Source organism: Microcoleus sp. BR0-C5, assembly GCF_036705045.1.
Lineage (GTDB): Bacteria > Cyanobacteriota > Cyanobacteriia > Cyanobacteriales > Microcoleaceae > Microcoleus.
Window position 1 is genome coordinate 20,458 of the sequence record NZ_JAUBTR010000056.1, and the last position, 21,092, is coordinate 41,549.

A 21,092-nucleotide genomic window follows, 5' to 3' on the forward strand; every position below is an offset into this window, starting at 1 on the left:
GATTTCTTAGATTGGTTTTGGGTCAGCATATTTGAATCTTAAATCAGCCAGAATATGCTACCGTAAACCAAGGAGGAAAACAAAATGTATGGATGCCAGCAAAATCTAATTAGTCCAGACAAAGAATTGAAACCAGTCCTAGAATTCTTATGTAGCGAAGCCTCCAAGTTAATGAATTGCGGAATTTACTATGCCCGACAACTATTCTTCAAAACAGGAACGATACCGAGTAAAGCCAAGCTGCATAAAGTTCTAGGAACGGATAATCAGAACATTCATTACAAAGCTTTCTATTCAGATACGGCACAGCAAATATTGACCAGCGTTGCTGAATCTTTCAAATCCTATTTAGGCTTGCTAACAGGAATCAAAGAAGGGACGGTAACTCAACACCCAAGACTTCCTGGATACAGGCAAGGCGGATTAGCGCTAGTTACATTTACGGGTAGATCGGTCAAATTAAAAGATGGAATGTTACGATTTCCTTTAGGCAGCAAAGTCAAAGCTTGGTTTGGAATAGATGCGTTCTATCTGCCGATGCCATCCAACTTAGAGCATTCGGCTATTCGAGAGTACAGAATTTTCCCTAGAAACGGCTGTTTTTATCTGGAATTGGTGTATCAAAAAGAAGCTGTCCAATCCGATGTGAACATTAATTTTGTGTTGATGATCGATCATGGTATGGATAACTGGATAACTTGCGTTAGCAATATTGGAACTTCATTCATCGTAGACGGAAAGCATCTCAAGTCTATCAACCAAGGTTACAACAAACGAGTGGCAACCTTGATGTCTGGAAAAGATAACGTATTCTGGTCGAAAAGACTGAAAAGGTTGACCGAAAACAGAAATAGAACAATGCGGGATGCAGTTAATAAAGCTGCTCGTAAAGTTGTCAACCACTGTCTAACCAACAAAATTGGCACAGTTGTTTTTGGCTGGAACAAAAATCAGAAAGATTCGATAAATCTCGGTACAAAGACGAATCAAAAATTTGTCCAGATTCCCACGGGAAGGTTAAAAGAGAGAATTGCTCAACTGTGCAAACAGTACGGAATAAAATTCGTCGAAACCGAAGAATCCTACACATCAAAAACTTCTTTTCTCGATGGCGATGAACTGCCTAAAATCGGCGAAAAACCCGAGGGGTGGAAAGCTTCTGGAACAAGAATTAAACGTGGATTATATCGGACTGCGAAAGGATGGCTAATCAATGCAGACTGTAATGGGTGTGCAAATATTGGTCGTAAAGTAGCAACAATACTTGGATTGGATCTAAGTGGAGTTGGTAGAGGTGAATTGTCAGCACCTGTAAGACTTAAATTGTGGTCTTATGAATCCCCGTCCCTTTAGGGCTGGGGAGTTGTCAAATAATGCTGAACACTTTCTGAAGACTTTCTCTTCCCTTCTCTTCTCCTCTCTTCCTTCGTGTCCTTCGCGTCTTCGTGGTTCGTTAAAAAAAAAACGATCGCCATTCTTAAAAAATTCCCATATCCAAGAAATATTAATGTATAGTAGGGGCAGGGCTGGTTTATGAAATTGTATATTACGGGCAATTATTGTTTGCGAACCCGCCCTACAAAATTCAACATCAAACAAGTCCGAATCATCTCGTTTCCGGTTGCATCGGTATTATTCAAACAGTTAACAGTCAACAGTCAACAGTCAACAGTCAACACTCATTCCGGTTCAGCCGGAATGGATATTACAATTTATAACTATCTATGGCTCCTACAGTTTTGATTACAGGCGCTTCTCAAGGAAGCGGCAAAGCAACAGCAATTTTATTTGCAAGTAAAGGTTACGATGTAGTTATGGTAGCACGCGGGCCAGAGAGATTGGCAGCAGCAGCGGCTCAAGTGCAGCGAGAAGGCACTAGGGCTGTAGCTATTCCGGGGGATGTTGGCGACATTCACCAAGTGCGAGCGATCGTCCAAAAAGCCCTAGATGCCTGCGGCAACATCGATGTTTTAGTTAACAATGCTGGCATTTGTCTCACGGGGGCGATCGAACACACTACCTCCGAAGACTGGCAGCAATTAATGAATACCAATTTTTGGGGATGCGTTAACACAATTCAAGAAATGTTGCCACATTTTTTGGAACGAAAAACAGGGACAATAGTCAATGTTGGTTCCATTGGTGGCAAAATGCCTTTGCCTCAAATGACTGCTTATTGTGCCAGCAAATATGCAGTAACTGGTTTAACAGAAACTTTGCGATTGGAATTAGCGCCTCAAGGTATTCACGTTTGCGCCGTGCATCCGGGTCTGATTAACAGTGATTTTTTAGAAAGAGCTCAATTTCGCGATCGAGACGAACCCGCAGTCGAATTGCGCCGCCAGCAAATGAGCAAAATGCTGAAATCTGAGTGGGCAACTCAGCCAGAAGATATTGCTAAAGCTATCTGGGATGCTGTGAAAAATCAGCGTGCAGAAGTTACCGTCGGCCCTGCTTTTGTAGCGTCGGAAGCTTATCGGTTGTTTCCCGGTTTGATGCAGTGGGCAATGGAAAAGGGCAAGTTGTGAGACTTATTGGTAATTGGTAATTGGTAATTGGTAATTGGTAAGGTGCGCCATAAGTACCAGACAAATTATTAGTAACGCGCATCAGTCATCGGGGTCTGTTCACCTGAATATATACAACTAAAGAAAGAGACTGTGAAAGCCGCCCGAACACTATAATAATGGCAAACAAACCAGGACATACACCATGCAAATCAAAGCACTTGCAGTTACAAAAACAGGCGGATTGCTTGAAGAATACAAATTCGATGTCGCCCCTCCAAAAGTACATGAATGTATTATCAAAGTTTTAGCCTGTGGCATTTGTCATTCTGACTTGCACATGATTGACAATGACTGGGGTCAATCAAAATATCCTCTGGTTCCGGGCCACGAAGTTATCGGAGAAGTGGCAGAAATAGGGCCGCAAGTGACTCATTTAAAAGTGGGCGATCGCGTTGGTGTCGGCTGGCAAAGGTCGTCTTGTTTGCAGTGCCGCGACTGCTTGCGCGGTAACGAAAATCTCTGCGATGAAAACCAGGGATTAATTGTTACAGGCCCGGGCGGTTTTGCCGATTATTTGATGGTAGATTCCCGCTTTGCTTTTCCTATTCCCAAAGGCATCGATTCCAAAATAGCGGGGCCACTGTTGTGCGGCGGAATTACGGTTTACGCCGGTTTGCGGAATGCGGGGATGAGTTCCGGGCAAGAAATTGGCATTCTCGGCATCGGCGGTTTGGGACACATGGCGGTGCAATTTGCCAAAAAATTAGGAAACCGAGTTACAGTTTTTACTACTTCCCAAGATAAGGCAGAATTTGCACATAAAATGGGGGCGGACGAAGCTATTGTAGTAGGAAAAGGCGAAATTCCTCAAGCTCCCAGCAGTAAATTAGATATTTTGTTGAGCACTGTTCCTGCTGCTTTAGATTGGGTTCCGTACATTGATTTTCTCGATTCTAACGGTGCGCTTGCTTTTGTGGGAGTTCCCGACGCACCTTTGAGCATTCCGTTATTTTCGCTGCTGGTGAAGCAACGCCGAATTGTGAGTTCTCTCATCGGCGGTCGCGCTATGATTAATGAAATGCTGGCAATTGCAGAAAAGTTTGAGATTAAGCCGATTATCGAAGTTTTTGCGATCGCACAAGCGAATGAAGCAATTCAGAAAGTCCGCGAAAATCAAGTGCGCTATCGCGCCGTTTTGACGGTGAGTTAGATAATGGGTAATGGGTAAGGTGCGCCTAGCGCACCCTACTAGAGATATATAACCAACGAATTAAAGCAAAGAATTAGCATTAATAAAACGGCCGTTTAAATCGGCTGGGGTCACATTCAAAACAGTACCCAACAAAGCATTAGTAAAACCGAATCTAATATTAGTAGCTTCCACACGGCCGTTGCCATCGGGATCGAGACTTCGCTGCGAGATGCCACCCTTGGCTAACAAACTTGTTCCCCCCGCTATAGTTGCAGGATTGATCAGCAGCAGTCTCGGATCGTTCAAGCTATAAGTGACCTCTTCCAAGGAGATATTGCTGCTGGTAAATGCCACACTAATTCCAATCGAATCGCTAGACTTATCAAAATCCACAACTACCGCGTCAGGAACTTCAATTCCAACTACTCTGCTTCCCGCTTGATCGACTCTAAAAACAAATACATCGCTCCCCCCACCACCTTGGTAAATATCCACCTCTCTGTCGCCAATTAAAGTATCATTACCGTCTCCGCCCACTAACAAATCAACACCTTGTCCTCCGCGCAGGAAATCATTTCCCGCACCCCCATCAAGGAAATCGCTATTTCTATCTCCTGTCAAGAAATCGTCGCCCGTTTCTCCCAAAACATCGTCATCATCTTTGCCGGCGTAAATAGAATCATTGCCGACACCGCCTAACAGACTGTCTTTACCATCGTTGCCGAAAATCCGTTCTGCATCTGACGAGCCCCTGACAGTATCATTGCCCCCCAGCATCCAAAGTCCCCCAGGAAAACTAGCAAGTTGTCCTGGTGCAAGTGTAATATTTTCAGGAGAATTGTCTCCTACCAAACGAGAGATGCCTGAATTATCTGGGGTGAGTACCATAGTTGTAAACTTTGTGCGATGTGAGCATGGATATTGTGCAATATTCTACAGTTTAGTAGGGTGCGCCAGAACACAGTTACTTTCTCACTCGCGATCGAGCCATCGCTGGCGCACCCTACTAGAAAGCTCGATCACTCCATCTTGGCACAAGCCTGATGGAAATACCCTAGATTAAAATAAAAGTTAAAATTTGAGCCGATGCCAATTATCTTAGTTGAAGACTTGAGCAAAGTTTATCCGGTAGCGATTAAAGAACCGGGGCTTAAAGGAACAGTGCGACACTTTTTTAGTCGCACTTACCGCAATATCAAAGCAGTTGAGGGCGTTTCTTTCAGTATTGAACCGGGGGAAGTCGTGGGGTTTCTCGGCGCTAACGGTGCGGGCAAAACTACTACGCTGAAAATGCTGACGGGTTTGATTTATCCGTCTGCGGGTACGGTGAGAGTGTGCGATCGTACTCCTTTTCGTCGCGAAGCAGATTTTCTGCAAAAAATCACCTTAGTGATGGGGCAGAAACAGCAGTTAATTTGGGATTTACCTGTGCTTGACTCTCTGCGAATTAATGCCGCAGTTTACGGCATTCCCGATACAGATTATCGGCTGCGAGTCGGAGAATTAACAGAGATGCTGTCACTAGAAGGCAAGTTAAATCAGCCAGTACGAAAGCTTTCTTTAGGCGAACGCATGAAAGCTGAATTGATGGCGGCCCTGCTGCACCAGCCGGAGGTATTATTTTTAGATGAACCGACTTTAGGTTTGGATATAAACGCACAGTTTAGCGTCAGGCAATTTCTGCGAGAATATAACGAGCGCTATCAAGCAACGGTGCTGTTGACGAGCCATTACATGGCTGACATTACTGCTTTGTGCAAGCGCGTTTTGTTAATCCATGAAGGGCAATTAGTTTATGATGGCAGTTTGGACGGATTGCTCGACAGGTTTGCACCTTATCGGGAAGTTCAGGTAAAATTAGCTAAGCCGCTGGCCAAAGATAGTGCTTTTGCTTACGGGGAGGTAGAATCTATTGAGGGACAATCGGTGCGGTTTTTGGTGAAAAGGGAAGAGCTGACGGTGAGCGTGGCGAAGATTTTGGCGGACTTGGATGTAATAGATTTGACTGTTACTGATCCGCCAATTGAAGAGGTAATTGGTAGAGTTTTTCGCACGGGAAAAGTTTAATGTTTTTGGCTGGCTTCATTCTCCATAACAGGCAAGATGCCTGTTCCACTAGAGTTCCAATATAGTGTGGAACGGGCATCTTGCCCGTTGCTAACACCGAAAAATTGAACAGGCAAGATGCCTGTTCCACTAGAGTTCCAATATAGTGTGGAACGGGCATCTTGCCCGTTGCTAACACCGAAAAATTGAACAGGCAAGATGCCTGTTCCACTAGAGTTCCAATATTTTGTGGAACGGGCATCTTGCCCGTTGCTAACACCGAAAAATTAAATCTACAATTGATATGACAAAAGCCATCAAAATTGCTAAAACTTTGCTAGTTACCTACTATGCTTATATGCTCGAATACCGGGCGGAATTGTTTTTGTGGGCGCTGTCGGGAGCTTTGCCGTTTATATTGATGGGCGTCTGGATGCAGGCGGCAGAAACTGGTCAATTTGGGCTGAATTCGATCGACTTTGCCCGTTATTTTTTAGCGGCTTTCATTGTCAGGCAAACAAATGTAGTTTGGGTGATTTGGGAGTTTGAAAAAGAAGTAGTGCAAGGCCGGCTATCTAATAAATTGTTGCAGCCTCTCGATCCCGTATGGCATCACTTTGCATCTCACGTTTCCGAAAGGTTTGCGAGGCTGCCGTTTGTATTGGGATTAGTGCTGCTGTTTTTTGCACTTTACCCGCAGGCTTTTTGGCTGCCAAGTTTGGGCAGGTTTTTGCTGTTTTTGCTGGTTATCGTCTTGGCTTTTTGCTTGCGATTTCTTATACAGTATACCTTTGCGCTGTTTGCTTTTTGGCTGGAGAGGGCAAGTGCGATCGAGCAATTCTGGTTTCTAATTTACCTGTTTTTATCGGGACTTATCGCGCCACTAGAAGTGTTTCCCGCACCCGTGCGCGAAGTAGTTTTGTGGACGCCGTTTCCTTATTTGATTCATTTTCCCGCTTCTATCTTGATAGGATTACCCGTAGATTTAGGCCGCGGTTTGTTGGTAATGTTGGGTTGGAGTGCGGTGTTTTTTGTGTGGAATCGCTGGCTTTGGCGGCAGGGTTTGAAGCAGTATTCGGGCATGGGCGCTTAAATAATTAAGAATTAGAAAACTGTAAGGTGCGTCACAGTAAAAATATTAATCGTTTTGTCAAAAAGACTTACTTGACGCACCCTACTTAACTGTGGAGTAATATCATGTCTGATGTGCGATTCGTTTAATCGAAATTGAGTAGAAATATTCAAGGGATGATTAGCTCGGTTCAAGAGAACCTTGATAACTGATTACACATCCTTGTGCGGGGTTCCTCCCCAAGTCAGGGCCTCCAAGTGCAGGAGTGAAAGCATATCCCCTATGTTGTTGGGTAGCAACCAACAGGATAAAGCGGGGATAAAAGGCAGAAATACTCCTAGCCAATTGGGGTAGCTGTCAAGCAAGAACTGATGCGTAACGTAAGTGAAGATGTGTCTGAACCATCGTTATGATAAATGGTCAAATGGCTGATAGACCAAGCCAAAAGGCAAGGATAAGGCGTAAGCAATTATCGGATTGACTTATCAGCACTGCCGATAAACCCGGTGGAAAGCATCACGCTAAAAGTTCAATCAATGTGTAATCGGAACGAAGTAAAGCACTCACAGCCCTTGATAACACAAGTAGGTCGCTAACCGCAAGTTGTGAGTGTGAGGGATGGTTGCAGAAGCCAAAGCTCTGTTGTAATGACAGAGATATGCTGACAGCACCGGGTGATGTAAACGGCATGGTCTTTAGTAACCCTCAATAAGCCTAATACCGAGGTGTAAACTGAAGGTGGGATACAGGGGTAAACCAGAATGTGTCAAGCGGTATCAAAGAGAATTATCACTCCACAATATCGTATCTATGACAAGGATTACTTTACTCAGGAGCCGTGTGCGGTGAAAGTCGCAAGCACGGTTTTGAAGGAGAGGTGGTAGGGGACACCTTACCATCGACTCTCTAACCGATTGACCATAATATCCCGGCCGGACGGGTTTTTGAGATTGTCAATTATTGGCAGATATTGGCAGGTTTACCCGCCCCTACCTGATTTCCGGTAATCTACCTGACATGATATAAATCTAAAATCTAAAATCTAAAATCTAAAATCTAAAATCTAAAATCTAAAATCGGTCGATCGCACATATCATGCAAAAATGCAATCGGGAGTATTCGACAATTGCATAAATCTCCATTTTTTGTATCTATAAGTACAAAAGTTTATAATAAATTCTTATATTAATTAACCCAACGACTGATAAACGGGATAAAATAGATTCTCATGACAGCCAAAAAAAACCTCATTGTAATCGGCAATGGCATGGTAGGTCACAAGTTCCTGGAGTTAATGGTGAGCTCGGATGCTGCCAAACACTGGAATTTAATTACTTTTTGTGAAGAACCGCGCGTTGCTTACGATCGCGTAAACCTCAGCGGATTTTTCTCTGGCAAAACAGCGGGAGATTTATCTTTAGTTGCACCGGGATTTTATCAAGAAAACGGCATCCAAATTTACATCGGCGACAAAGCAATCGCCATTAATCGGGAAAAAAAAATAGTCTCTTCAGCCAACGGTTTAGAAGTTCCCTACGACAAAATTGTTCTGGCCACTGGTTCCTATCCATTTGTGCCATCAATTAAAGGCAAAGACGCTACAGGAACTTTTGTTTACCGGACAATTGACGACCTGGAAGCGATGTCAGATTACGCTAAAAATTGCCAAACTGGTGTAGTAATTGGCGGCGGTTTGTTAGGTCTAGAGTGTGCAAACGCGCTCCAAAATATGGGCTTGAAAACTCACGTAGTTGAGTTTGCGCCGCGGCTGATGCCCGTGCAAGTTGACGAAATTGGCGGTGCAATTCTCCGCAGCAAAATAGAAGAGTTGGGGGTTTCGGTTCACACCAGCAAATCTACCACAGAAATTGTCAGCGAAGATGGCAAAGTTACTAAAATGCTGTTTGCTGACGGTTCGGAATTGGCAACAGATATGATTGTCTTTTCTGCTGGCATTCGCCCCCGCGACGAAATTGCCAGAAGTTGCGGTATAGAAGTAGGTGAACGCGGTGGCATTGTGATTAATGATAGCTGCCAAACCTCCGATCCTGACATTTATGCGATCGGAGAATGCGCCCTGTATCAGAGTCGCATTTACGGCTTAGTTGCGCCTGGGTATACAATGGCAAGCGTAGCAGCAGATATTTTGAGCCGTGCAGCGGATGACGGGCAAGATGCCCGTTCCACAAGCACTTTTACCGGTGCGGATATGTCATCGAAGCTCAAACTTTTGGGAGTGGATGTTGCTAGTTTTGGTGATGCTTTTGCCAAGTCTCCCGATGCCAAAGAAATTGCTGTAGCTGACACCTTCCAAGGCATTTACAAAAAATTAGTTTTAAATCAAGATGGCAGCCGGATTTTAGGCGGAATTCTAGTGGGAGATGCTTCTGCTTACGGCACTTTGCTGCAATTCATGCAAAATGAAATTGCTCTGCCGCCGCATCCCGAAGATTTGTTAATGCCACCGCGAGAAGGGGGAGTGTCGGCGGGTTTTGGAGTAGACAGTTTGCCGGATTCGGCTCAAATTTGTTCTTGCAATAATGTTACCAAAGGGCAGATTTGTGCAGCGATTCGCGATCGCAATTTAACCGATGTTGCCAGCGTCAAGAAATGCACTCAAGCTGGTACGGGCTGCGGCGGGTGCGTGCCTTTGGTGACGGATATCTTCAAGTCGGAGATGAAGAAAGCTGGGTTTGCAGTCAAAAATAATCTCTGCGAACATTTTGAATATTCTCGTCAAGAATTGTACCATTTAGTGCGTTCTCAAGAGATAAAAACTTTTGAGGAGTTGATTGAAAGACACGGCAAAGGTAAGGGTTGCGAAATTTGCAAACCTGCTGTTAGTTCGATGCTGGCTTCTACTTGGAATGACCATATTTTAGAGAAGTCTCACGTCGGTTTGCAAGATACGAATGATTACTTTTTGGCAAACATTCAGCGCGACGGTACTTATTCGGTGGTGCCGCGAATACCGGGGGGAGAAATCACTCCCGATAAGTTGATTGTTTTGGGTGAAGTTGCCAGGGATTTTGGGCTTTATACTAAGATTACTGGCGGGCAACGGATTGATTTGTTTGGAGCTCGCGTGGATCAATTGCCGCATATTTGGCGTCGGTTGATTGATGCGGGATTTGAGTCGGGACACGCTTACGGTAAGGCTCTGCGTACTGTAAAATCTTGTGTTGGTAGCACTTGGTGCCGCTTTGGGGTGCAGGATTCAACGAGTTTGGCGATCGAGGTTGAATTGCGGTATCGTGGTTTGCGATCGCCCCACAAGCTCAAATCTGCTGTCTCTGGCTGCACTCGCGAATGCGCGGAAGCTCAAAGCAAGGATTTTGGGATAATTGCGACGGAGAATGGTTGGAATTTGTACGTGTGCGGCAATGGCGGCATTAAGCCACAGCACGCGGTTTTGCTGGCTACGGATATCGATAAGGAAACTTTGATTAAGTATATCGATCGATTCTTGGTTTTCTACATCCGCACTGCCGACAGATTGGAACGCACTGCTACTTGGTTGAACAAACTTGAGGGCGGAATTGAATACTTGAAACAGGTGATAATTGAGGATTCTCTGGGAATTTGTGCTGAATTAGAAGCGCAGATGGAACATTTAGTGAATACTTATCAATGTGAGTGGAAAACGACGATTGAAGATCCACAAAAGGTGCAGCGGTTCCAGCATTTTGTGAATTCCGATTTGCCCGATCCGAGTATTGTTCGTGTTGCGGAACGGGGACAAACGCGGCCGGCTAACGAACATGAAAAGGCTCTGGCTGGAGTTTCGGAATAACCGCTCCCCAGCCCTCCCCTTGAATCAGGGGAGGGAACAAGATTTAATCTCGTTTAATCTCGTTCCCAGGCTCGGTCTGGGAATGAAGTCCCGGAGGCTCGGCCTCCTCGAACCGTGAGCCAGAGACTCCTTCGGCGAGGCAGAGCCTCGAAACCTACGTTCCCAGCCGGAGACTGGGAACGAGATTGAAGTAAAATAACAGGAAAAGAAAATGGTTCAATCATTACAAGTTTCGGATACTGTGACTACTTGGGTAGATGTGTGTTCTCTCGATGCGATCGCCCCTTATACTGGAGTTTGCGCTTTAGTTAAAGGCGAACAAGTGGCGATTTTCCGAGTGGGAAACGGGGATGAAGTTTATGCGCTTAGCAATTACGACCCATTTAGCAAAGCTTTTGTTTTGTCGCGGGGAATTGTGGGCGATCGCAACGGCACTCTCAAAGTTGCTTCTCCCATTTACAAGCAGAACTTTAGTCTGACTACCGGGCAATGTCTGGATGATGAAACGGTAAAGATTCCTACTTTTGCGGTTCGGGTTGTAGCCGATCGCGTCCAAGTAGCTGTTAGTTAGATTCAGCGGCTTAATTGTTCGATCGCCATCCGCCAACACCTAACATTCCTGTGGGTGCTGGCGGATTTTGCATGGGGGCCCTCCCGACTCAGTATTTTTCGTATAAAATAGAGTCGATTGGCTCCATACTCCACGCTCGCTCAAAAAAATCTCAACTAATATCCGAGCTGATGCAATGATTGTCAATGCAAACAAACTTCAGGGGGCAGGGTATCGGTATGTTGTTAAAAAAACTTGTTTCCGAAAATAATCCCCAGACTGTAGCAGAGTTAATCCATGCCCAACTCAAAATCGGTCAACTGACTTGGGGCGAACTCAACATACAAGTTTTCGGCCAGCACTGGCGGGACGAATCTTTGCACGAAGTCCTCAGAGAAATTGCAGCTAAGCTCGACAAAGAAACAGCGAGCCAAATTATAGAATATCTCACAGATCAGAACGGTCAACAAGAAAAATTTATTAATTTGTTTTTAGCAGCGCAATGCTTGTTAAAAGTTAAAAATGATGTTAATAAAAAAACCGAAAAAAAACTGTTAAACGCTTTAAAAAAGTTATCGCAATACGGTACGGGTTTCCTGATTCTTTATCAAAGCGCTCAAGAATTGCAGGAAACTTATCAAATTCGCGATCGATCGATCGCTGCGATCGCCCAAACTTGGAAAAACGACCCGCAAACCCTGCCCTGGCTGAAAATACTCGCTCACTCCACCGACTGTGGAGAAGTCCGGGCCACAGCAGTCGAAGCAATAGCCCGTGGTTGGCCAGACCAGCCAGAAATTTACCTGATGCTCAAAAACCTCGCCAAATCAGATCCAAGCTGGGCAGTGCGATCGACCTGTGTGCGAGAAATGGCTTGTGGTTGGCCCGACACGAGCGATACCTTGCCGCTGCTGAGTGCCCTGGCTCTGTCAGATCAAAGTCCCGCAGTCCGCACCGCAGCACTCGAACAATTGGCCTCTAATTGGCCCGGTCGCACAGATACCTTGCTGCTGCTTAGAACTGCCGCCGAATCCGACGAAAATTTGGGAGTGCGAGTCTGTGCGTGGCAAGCAATAGCCAGAGGTTGGCACAGCCTTTTAGGCACGGTTTCCCTGCTCAAAAATCTTGCCCAGACAGGAAGTTCTATCCTGCGAACCTTAGCGGTGCGGGAGTTGGCAGCGGGCTGGCCTGCTGCTGCCGACGTTTGCCTGCTGCTGAAAACCCTAGCCGAATCCGACAGCAGCAAAGAAGTGCGGACAGCAGCGTTAGAAGAATTGGCCTCGCACTGGCCCGATGAACCAGACATTTACCCGCTGCTGAAGACTAAAGCCGAGTCCGACGCGAGTTCGAGCGTCCGGCGCTCAGCAGTGCAAGCAATTGCCTCTGGCTGGCCCGGGAACCCCGAAACTCTGACTTTTTTGCAAAATATAGCATTGGGCGATCGCGACGCCGACCTGCGAGAAATAGCCCTACAACAGATAGCTACAGGTTGGCCCGACCACCCAGAAACCCTGCCCCTGCTGCAAAAAATAGCTGATTCCGAGGATTACTGGACTGTGCGGCAAGTAGTAGTGGAGGCTGTCGCCACAGTGGCATCAGGCAGTATCGAAGTCTTTGGCTGGTTGCAAAATCTCGCCGCGTCTGACAGACACCTGAACGTCCGAGAAACTGCGGTGGCAGAGATCGCAAAACGCTGGTCTCACCGGGGCGAGACGCTGCCTTTCCTCAAAAGCCGGGTCGAGTATGAGCATGATTCTCACCTGCTGAGCGTGCTAGTGCGATCGATCGTGCGGGGGTGGCCCGACGCCCCGGAAACCTTGTCTTGGCTGAAAATTCAGCTCGATTCTGGGGAAGCGCTAGTGCGGGAAGCCGCGGTGCTTGAACTCGCTTACAACTGGCCAGACAATCCTGAAACTTGGATGCTGCTGGAGGCTAAAGCAGAGGGCGATGAGAGTCCCGCTGTCAGGCAAATCGCTTTGCAAAAGTTAGCGCGCGGGTGGACAAATCAGTCTCAAACTTTCGAGTGGCTCAAAAGTAGAGCTCAAAAAGATGAAGATTCGCAGGTGCGGGCGATCGCCCTGGTAGAGTTAATGCGGGGATGGAAAGACGAGCCGGGAATGTTTGAGTTTTTGCGCGATCGAGCTTTGAGCGATGTTGACAATCAAAACGGTTCTTTTCCTTACAATCCCAGGTTTACAGCACTCGAAGCGATTATTGAACATTATCCCGAAAATCCGGGAGTTGTGCCGTTGTTGCGAGCTCTTGCAGTTTCCGACGCAGAAGAGCAAGTGCGGGCCTTAGCGAGTCGCCGGCTACGCAGCCAAGACTGGTAAGTAGAAACAATCCTTTAGACACCTCGGAAAATTCATCATGCCTGCTCTTCTTTCTGGAGTTTGAGGAGGCTCCAACTTTAGGCGTTTAGTGCATAACTTGTCTTCGTTGCACTCTTAACATTGTTTCAGTATAGCAATCCGATCTGAGTCTCACAACACAACGCCCTCTTGTCTTCCTAGACTTCTTGTATAGCAAGACTTTCAGATTTTACAGATCTAGAAAATCACTTAGGATTGCTATATATCATTCCGCCGCAGCCGGAAGAGATATTAACAGTTAACACTGGGACTAACTCAAACGAGTGACACTCAAATGAGTGACACTCGAAAAAGTGACTGTGCATCCACAAATTCCACCAGTTATACCTGAAATATCAAACACCAAAACTTAACTGTTGAGAGGAAGCACATTATGTACACCGAAGAAAGAAGCTTGAACAATGAAACTATGGCTCTCGTCGCCGATAATACTGCTCAATCAACTCTTGCATTTGCTGAAACCACTGGAGTAAACAAACCCACTTTACAAATGGGTTCAACAGGTCAAGCTGTCAAGGAACTACAACAGCTTCTATATCATTGGGGTTATTATTTCGGCCCGATTGACGGTATTTTCGGCGTCCAAGTTCAAAACGCCGTCAAAGGCTATCAACACCGCGTCTTTTTAAAAGAAGATGGGATTGTCGGCCCTCTCACTTGGGAAGCACTATACTCTGGTGCACCTGTGAATATGCCGATCGTCATGAAGGGCAGTTCTGGTAATGCTGTTAAAATTGTTCAGAATGTCTTGAAAATCAATGGATACTATTTCGGATTCATTGACGGATTCTTCGGGCCGATGACAGATGTAGCCGTGCGACAATTGCAACTGAGCAAGGCTTTACCGCAAGATGGAATTGTCGGCTATAGAACTTGGCACGCCCTCAGCAAGTTACCGCACTAATAACTGATTGGATTCATATCAATTCCGGTTGCACTCCTCCGGAATTGTTGACTGTTGACTGTTTAGTCTGGAGCCAAAAACTCAATGTTTGAGTGTTAACTGTTGACTCGATTTTCTTATTCCGAGGCAACCGGAAACCATAGGATGACGTTGGTTATTGGTATTTTGATGCTGTATGAGTTTGTTTCATTTATCTTGACAACTTAAGCAATATCTAAAGGAGTAAATGTGATGGCTACTAAATTCAAGAGAAGAATTCTCTCAATTGATGGTGGCGGTATCCGAGGTATTATTCCTGCGATCGTTCTCAACTACATTGAAGAGCGCACAGGAAAACGCATAGCAACAATGTTTGATTTTATTGCAGGCACTTCAACAGGAGGAATTTTAGCACTGGGTTTAACTAGAAAGAACTCAGACTCTAGCATCAATCGTGAGCCAGAGTATACCGCTGCCGAACTTGTAAATTTCTATCGCAAATATGGACAAAAGATTTTTAATGAGTATGTTCCACTGGATTTTGATGATTTGTTACAACCCAAGCACAACCCAAAAGGTAGGCAACAAGTTTTAAAGGATCTTTTAGGTGAAGCTAAGGTTGAAGAGGCATTACGAGAAATTTTCATACCCAGCTATGATATCGAACTCAGAGCACCAATTTTTTTTACAAGCAATCGAGACGCAGAGGAAATCAAGAGTTTTGATAGCCGGAAAGTATGTACGGGATTCAAAATGTGGGAAGCAGCAATGGCAACTTCTGCTGCACCGACATTCTTTCCACCCTACCAAATCGAAACGGGACATCATACCGATGAGGGATATTACGCTTTGGTAGACGGCGGAATTTTTGCAAATAATCCTTCTTCACTTGCAATGATGGAGGCGATGATTTCTTACAAGAAAAAGACTGGTGAAGAACTACAACGTACTGAGACGCTTGTTGTTTCTTTGGGTACGGGCTCACTAACTAAGAAATACAAGTATAAAGAAGCAAAAAATTGGGGTCAAATAAAATGGGCAATTCCCTTACTTAACGTTGTTCTAGATGGGCAAAGCGAATCGGTTGCGTATGAACTAGATCAGCTAATGGTGACTAAAGGGGATAAAGAAAATAACCGCAACTACTATCGTTTTCAACTTCAATTGAGTAGCGATAATGGTCACGATCAAATCGACAACGCAAGTCCCAGTAATATTGAGTACCTAGAGAACAGAGGTGAAAAACTCATTGAACACAGTAAGAAAGATTTGGATGAGTTGTGTAAGCTTTTGAAGGAGGACACTGAACTATATTCTAATTAACCGCACCGTTAAATCGATCTACGGTTGGAAGATTTTTAATGGGGGTAAGACTTTGTGTGTATTCATTCCCACAAAAGGGCGATCGCAAACCGCACCGTTGCCCCCATTACCGAAGAGCGATCGCAATCCGAAGCCATTTTCTCCCACGCGAGCAACTGTTCCCGAAACACCGGGTTTTGCTTTGTCCGCTGCACGATGCTTGCAATCTCCGACGCACAAGAGCAAGTGCGGGTATTAGCAGATCTCCGGCTTCAAGTGTTTACAATTAACTGTTAATAATCGATCAAAAGGGTAATTGAATACCGCACCGCCTCCCCCATCATCGAACAACGAACGCCATCGGACGCCGTTTTCTCCCACCTGAGCAACTGTTCCCGAAAAGCCGGGTCTTGCTTTGCCCGCTGCACGATCGCCTGACTAATGACTTTCTTTTGAATCTGCTCTGTTGGGATACCTTGCTGCTTCAAATAATCCAACAGCCGCTGCACGCTTTCAGAGAATTTATCCGGCGTCTGAGACATCAAAATAAATGAAATTTGGCGCACCATTCGCTGGTAAATTTCCTGTCTTCTGAGCAATACTTCCTTTTGGCCAGGCTCCGTCGGCTCTGCACTGTTACTAGGAATAGCCAAGTCGAGCAAACCCAAAATTTCAGCGCCCTTGGCTAAAACCTTTTCCAACATATCTGGATAAAGCTCCAAAATGCGATCGCCCAAAATCTTGCCGTTCACCAAACGGTTCGCGCTCAGCCTCAGTAAATTTTGTTCTCCCGCAGACTCAAAAAATTGAACGTTGAATTTGAGTTCGTGGCTTTCCAACTCCACCCGACGCAGCGTAAAAACCAAAGCCTCCCAATTAGGAGATTCATCAAAACACACCTTCACAATAGAACTGTCCTCTTGATGCTGCCGCCCCAATTCCCCCGACTCAAAATCGCGATCGACCGGAAAGCGATTTGCCGCAACTTTCGCAGTATAATCAAACTGATTAAAAACATAGCTGCATTCAACTCTCGACAGATCGACATCTTGAACTTGCCAATTTTGAATGCAGCAACCCGTAAGCTGCGCCCCCTCCAAATTCGTCCGAATCAAACGGCACTCAATCAAACAAGCTTCTCTTAAATCCGCCTCACCTAACATCGCATCCATCAAATAAGCGCCGCTCAAATCAGCTTTCCGCAAATCAGCACTTCGCAAATTAGCTTCGCTCAAATCGGCCCGCAGTAAATAGACTCCTTGCAGGTTAGCTCGCAGCAAAAGTGCCTTCTTAAAACTCGCTTTCAATAAATAAGAACCCGCCAGATTAGCTCGACTCAAATCCGCGTTATCCAGCACCGCCTCAGTTAAATCCGCCCCCGCCAGCACAGCTCGATGCAAGTCAGCGCCCGTCAGATTTGCCGATCGCATTTGAGCGCCATTCAAGTCAGCTTCAATCAAATTTACACCGCTCAAAATTGCCGATCGCAAATTCGCTTCCACCAAATGCGCTTCCCGCAAATTAGCACCCGTTAAATTAGCACCAACAAGACTGGCGCGGTTGAGATTCGCCTCCATCAATTCCGCCGCCATCAACTTCGCGCCGTCGAGTTTAGCCCCGGCAAAATTAATTTGGTCAGATTTAACTTTTTGAAGATTAGCACCCCCCAAATCCGCTTCGGGGAACGCAGCCCAATTGAGTTCTGCTGCTTCCAAACAAGCAAGGCGCAAATCCGCTTTAGCAAGATTTGCCCCGCTCAAATTTGCCCCGCTCAGATTCGCTCCAGCCAGCCCCGCACTGCGGAGATCCGCGCGCCGCAAACAAGCCCCTATCAATTTGGCATTGCTCAAAAAAGACCAGCTCAAATTAGCACCGGTCAAGTTAGCACCAGTGAGGTCTATTTCTCGCAGGTTAACACCGCTTAAACTAGCGCCGCTGAGGTCAATGTGACCAAAGTTTCGCTCTCCCTGTTGATAGCGCTGTAAAAATTCTTGTGTTTGCATTCCGCAGATTGGGGGGCTGGCAATTGAGCTGTTTTAGGACGCGCTGGTCAATCGATTTTAGATTTTAGATTTTAGATTTTAGATTAAAGCATTGACCCCACAGATAAATACGTTCGGCAAGTTTCATCGGATACAGGTTTTTTATTTCTGGACGGATGAATCACGTGGCGGGTATCCTGGATGCTTACGGTCAATAACTTGAACTGTAAGGTACGCACGGAACACGAGCGGGCTAAGCACGGGAACACTACTCCTACTACTTACTGCAATAACTCATGTCCTCCGGGTGATCCGTGCGTACTTTACCCCTATAGATGGCAGTTCAAAGAATTTGTTGCCTAAGTTCTATTTCTACTACCACTTTTACAGACTTTTGTAATTTCAAGTAGCCGAGTTCATATCTGATACGCTGCCCAGCCGGAGAGTGTTTTTACCTAAAGCGCTGCAATTCTTGCTGCAAGTGTTTTCCCCATTTAGTCGCTAAAGGAATTTCTGTAAAAGGGACCTGCACCGCAGCACCATCTTTCAACAAAAATTCGAGGGCGATTGGACTCCCAGAACTCGGCGGCGACTCTAAATCAACTGCCTGAGAGTTGACTAACAACCGCAGCGACTGCACGTCTTTTAAAGAAAAAGTTTGCAAATTCACAGGCCCGCTGCGAGTAGGTTTTCCCCAAGTTAAACTGTCTTCTTGCTGACCAAGTACAGCATAAATATCGTACTTGGCTTTAGCGAATTGTTCGGCCCAGACGCGATACGCTTCCAGCTTTTGATACTCGTTCCATCCAGCCCAAGCTAGCCCAATAAAAATTGCCAGCAGCGGCAGCCACATTAAACCTCTTTCCATGCAATACCCTTGTTGAAAATAGTTGCTTGTTCTGTTTCTCATCTTCTCTAATGATACAATTAATTGAAGTCCTAAAACTTGCTCTGCAATTTCAACTAGAAATTAGAGCAATTTTTGATCTAGCAACAGCCACCGCCGAAAACTACCAAACGCCCGCGTGCGAGAGCCCCACAAGTCGCAGCAAGGAAAACTGGCGCTGGCGGTGAAAAGTGGGTTATTGTGGTGAACACGCCTTCCCTAAACGGACGATCGGCAATGAAAAAGTTTTTCCTTCTGTGCTTATTTTTAATCGGTCTCGGCTGGGCGATTTCTAATTTCCCAGGACTTGCTACTCAAGGCACTTACGACTCGATTGTGCTGGATTTCCGCGAAGATGTCGGTAATGCCACGATCGCCAAGCAAGTAGAGGCGATCGCCCAGCAGTACCAAGTCGCACCGCAACTCAACAGCGAATTCTCAGCGGGCGACAATGTATATGTAGTTAAGGGCGATCGCACTTTGCTAAATGCCCTGAGAAAATCAAATTTGGCTAAAGATACCGAATACATTGAACCGAACTTTGTTTACAGCGCTTTCGAGATTCCCAACGACCCCATGTATACCAAGCAGTGGAATCTCCGCAGTATCAACGTAGAATCTGCCTGGAACGAAACCAAAGGCAGTGGCACAACAGTAGCGATAATTGACACGGGTATTACTCCAGTCGCTGACTTAAAAGAAACCAAATTTGTACCAGGCTACGACTTTGTAAACGATCGCGCCGAAGCCTACGATGACAACGGCCACGGTACTCACGTGGCAGGTACTGTCGCCCAATCAACTAACAACAATTACGGCGTTGCGGGCATCGCCTACGAAGCAGCTTTAATGCCGCTAAAAGTGTTAGGCGGCAGCGGTGGCGGCACGGTTTCCGACATCGCCGAAGCGATTAAATTTGCTGCTGACAACGGCGCCGATGTCATCAACATGAGTTTAGGCGGCGGCGGTGAAAGTCAGTTAATGGAAGAGGCGATCGACTACGCCCACTCTAAAGGCGTTGTCATCATCGCAGCCGCCGGCAACTCCGGCGACAGTTCCGCTTCCTATCCCGCCCGCTATCCCCACGTCATCGGCGTTTCCGCCCTCGGCCCCGACGACGAAAAAGCTAGTTATTCCAATTTCGGCGCAGGGGTTGACATTGCAGCCCCCGGCGGTTCTGAAATGGGCAAAATCCTGCAAAGTACGATCGACCCAGAAACCGGCGCCGAAGTATTTGAAGGCTACCAAGGCACTAGCATGGCTTCTCCCCACGTTGCAGCCGTTGCAGCCCTTGTCAAGGCCTCCGGCATCACAGAACCAGACGCAATTCGCAGCGTACTCTTGCAATCCTCGCGAACTGTCACTGAAGATCCGTTAAACCATTTTGGTTCAGGACACCTAGACGCAGCCGCAGCAGTTCAGCTAGCCCAGCGCGGACAAATCAACTTCCGCGATTTCTTCCGCTGGCTGCGCGATAACGGGTATCTCAACCCCCGCTTTTGGATTGACGGCGGTGCAGTCGCACTGTTGCCTAAAATTGCAATGGTGCTCGGTTCTTACCTGCTGGCTTTCTTTTTGCGGAATTATTTTCCGTTCCAATGGACTTGGGGCTTTTCCGGCGGCTTGATGGCTGGTAGTTCTGGGTTCTTTTTCCTGCGAAACTTGTTTGTATTTGACTTGCCGCAGTGGCCGATGCGGGTGATGGGCAGTTCTATTCCTGAACTCGGCGGTGCAATTAATGGCAGCAGTATGCTGAATCCCTTTTTTGCTAGCGTTTTGATTCCTGGGATTTTGATTGCTGTGCTGTTGGGACATCAACAGTGGAAGTGGATCGCGATCGCCATTTCGATCGGTTTTGCCAGCAGTTTAGCGGTGAATGCTTTTGTGTCTCCCGCAGTCTGGGGATTGGGCACAGGTTTAGTATCACAAACATTCTTGATTGTCAATGCTTTTCTGTGTTTCGGACTGGCGCGTTTAGCAATTAAAACAGAGGTGCGATCGGCATGAGTATTACTGTCAAAGGTGAAATTGAACGCAAAGGATTAGGCCCGGGCACTTGGGCTTTGGTTGGCCAAGATGGGGAAACTTACGAACTTAAGGATGCTCCTTCTGACTTAAAAAAAGCTGGTTTGAAAGTCAGTGTCAAAGGTGAAGTCCGCAAGGATGTGATGACTTTTGCTATGATCGGCCCGGTTCTTGAGGTGCAGTCTTTTGAGGTGTTGTAGGTCGATCGACTAATCCAGCTTTCGATCAAAAAAAACCCCGGCCAAAATTGGCTGGGGTTTATTCATCAGGGTGCATCTTTATTTACTTTCCAGTGGCTAGCACGAGGTTCGGGATCAATTTGATTTTTAACTGCAGATGCACGCAGATTAACGCGGATAATTCTTGATTTATTGAAATTTTGTGGTTTTGCTGGAATACTAAAAAAAAAACCCGGCCAAAATTGGTCGGGAGTTAATTAATCAGGGTGCATCTACTAATTTAGTCTCCGGTTCGAGGTG

General features: G+C 46.1%; 17 protein-coding genes. 12 read left to right on the forward strand and 5 right to left on the reverse strand.

Going from position 1 to position 21,092, the window contains the following annotated elements; all coding sequences use genetic code 11:
• Positions 1–84: 84 nt before the first annotated feature.
• The 3 genes from QUB08_RS22745 to QUB08_RS22755 all read left to right on the forward strand — a co-directional run bounded on the left by QUB08_RS22745 (position 85) and on the right by QUB08_RS22755 (position 3,720).
• On the forward strand, positions 85–1,353 hold the full coding sequence (locus QUB08_RS22745; RefSeq protein ID WP_333227347.1) for a transposase: 1,269 nt from the start codon (positions 85–87) through the stop codon (positions 1,351–1,353).
• Positions 1,354–1,724: 371 nt separating this feature from the next.
• Positions 1,725–2,528 carry an SDR family oxidoreductase gene (locus QUB08_RS22750; RefSeq protein WP_333227349.1) on the forward strand — a complete coding sequence of 268 codons (804 nt, stop codon included), beginning with the start codon at positions 1,725–1,727 and terminating at the stop codon, positions 2,526–2,528.
• A gap of 184 nt (positions 2,529–2,712) precedes the next feature.
• Positions 2,713–3,720, forward strand: a complete 1,008-nt coding sequence (locus QUB08_RS22755) for an NAD(P)-dependent alcohol dehydrogenase (protein ID WP_333227351.1) — start codon at positions 2,713–2,715, stop codon at positions 3,718–3,720.
• A 60-nt stretch (positions 3,721–3,780) separates the two neighbouring features.
• On the opposite strand, the gene QUB08_RS22760 is transcribed toward QUB08_RS22755, so the two are convergent.
• Positions 3,781–4,590, reverse strand: coding sequence for a calcium-binding protein (locus QUB08_RS22760; RefSeq protein ID WP_333227353.1), 810 nt, complete (start codon positions 4,588–4,590; stop codon positions 3,781–3,783).
• 198 nt (positions 4,591–4,788) lie between these two features.
• On the opposite strand from QUB08_RS22760, the gene QUB08_RS22765 reads away from it, so the two are divergent.
• On the forward strand, positions 4,789–5,769 hold the full coding sequence (locus QUB08_RS22765; protein WP_333227355.1) for an ATP-binding cassette domain-containing protein: 981 nt from the start codon (positions 4,789–4,791) through the stop codon (positions 5,767–5,769).
• Here QUB08_RS22765 and QUB08_RS22770 read toward each other — a convergent pair.
• Entirely contained in the window at positions 5,766–5,966 is a 201-nt protein-coding gene (locus QUB08_RS22770; RefSeq protein WP_333227357.1) for a hypothetical protein, read from the reverse strand. The genes QUB08_RS22765 and QUB08_RS22770 overlap by 4 nt on opposite strands.
• Positions 5,967–6,052: 86 nt before the next feature.
• Here QUB08_RS22770 and QUB08_RS22775 point away from each other — a divergent pair, with 86 nt between their 5' ends.
• From QUB08_RS22775 to QUB08_RS22800, 6 genes are all read left to right on the forward strand, one after another.
• Entirely contained in the window at positions 6,053–6,841 is a 789-nt protein-coding gene (locus tag QUB08_RS22775; protein ID WP_333227359.1) for an ABC-2 family transporter protein, read from the forward strand.
• A gap of 1,207 nt (positions 6,842–8,048) precedes the next feature.
• Positions 8,049–10,613 (forward strand): nitrite reductase large subunit NirB, encoded by a 2,565-nt coding sequence (nirB, locus tag QUB08_RS22780; RefSeq protein ID WP_333227361.1) that lies wholly within the window; start codon positions 8,049–8,051, stop codon positions 10,611–10,613.
• A gap of 211 nt (positions 10,614–10,824) precedes the next feature.
• Positions 10,825–11,184: a nitrite reductase small subunit NirD gene (nirD, locus tag QUB08_RS22785; RefSeq protein WP_333057424.1), complete on the forward strand. Its 360-nt coding sequence runs from the start codon at positions 10,825–10,827 to the stop codon at positions 11,182–11,184.
• Positions 11,185–11,369: 185 nt separating this feature from the next.
• On the forward strand, positions 11,370–13,496 hold the full coding sequence (locus tag QUB08_RS22790; RefSeq protein WP_333227362.1) for a HEAT repeat domain-containing protein: 2,127 nt from the start codon (positions 11,370–11,372) through the stop codon (positions 13,494–13,496).
• Positions 13,497–13,908: 412 nt separating this feature from the next.
• The gene (locus QUB08_RS22795) at positions 13,909–14,439 is read left to right on the forward strand and encodes a peptidoglycan-binding protein (protein WP_333227364.1); all 531 of its coding nucleotides are present in this window, start codon (positions 13,909–13,911) and stop codon (positions 14,437–14,439) included.
• Positions 14,440–14,670: 231 nt separating this feature from the next.
• Positions 14,671–15,741 (forward strand): patatin-like phospholipase family protein, encoded by a 1,071-nt coding sequence (locus QUB08_RS22800; RefSeq protein WP_333227366.1) that lies wholly within the window; start codon positions 14,671–14,673, stop codon positions 15,739–15,741.
• 62 nt (positions 15,742–15,803) lie between these two features.
• Here the strand turns inward: QUB08_RS22800 and QUB08_RS22805 are convergent, their stop codons facing one another.
• From QUB08_RS22805 to QUB08_RS22815, 3 genes are all read right to left on the reverse strand, one after another.
• Complete coding sequence (locus QUB08_RS22805; RefSeq protein WP_333227369.1) at positions 15,804–15,935, reverse strand: hypothetical protein; 132 nt, start codon at positions 15,933–15,935, stop codon at positions 15,804–15,806.
• Positions 15,936–16,013: 78 nt separating this feature from the next.
• Positions 16,014–17,723 carry a pentapeptide repeat-containing protein gene (locus tag QUB08_RS22810; protein ID WP_333227371.1) on the reverse strand — a complete coding sequence of 570 codons (1,710 nt, stop codon included), beginning with the start codon at positions 17,721–17,723 and terminating at the stop codon, positions 16,014–16,016.
• 430 nt (positions 17,724–18,153) lie between these two features.
• Complete coding sequence (locus QUB08_RS22815) at positions 18,154–18,570, reverse strand: hypothetical protein (protein ID WP_333153810.1); 417 nt, start codon at positions 18,568–18,570, stop codon at positions 18,154–18,156.
• Between the two features lie 255 nt (positions 18,571–18,825).
• On the opposite strand from QUB08_RS22815, the gene QUB08_RS22820 reads away from it, so the two are divergent.
• Both QUB08_RS22820 and QUB08_RS22825 read left to right on the forward strand, forming a co-directional pair.
• Positions 18,826–20,595, forward strand: a complete 1,770-nt coding sequence (locus QUB08_RS22820) for a S8 family peptidase (RefSeq protein WP_333227383.1) — start codon at positions 18,826–18,828, stop codon at positions 20,593–20,595.
• Positions 20,592–20,813: a hypothetical protein gene (locus tag QUB08_RS22825; protein WP_333085886.1), complete on the forward strand. Its 222-nt coding sequence runs from the start codon at positions 20,592–20,594 to the stop codon at positions 20,811–20,813. The genes QUB08_RS22820 and QUB08_RS22825 overlap by 4 nt, the downstream gene beginning before the upstream one ends.
• Positions 20,814–21,092: the final 279 nt, after the last annotated feature.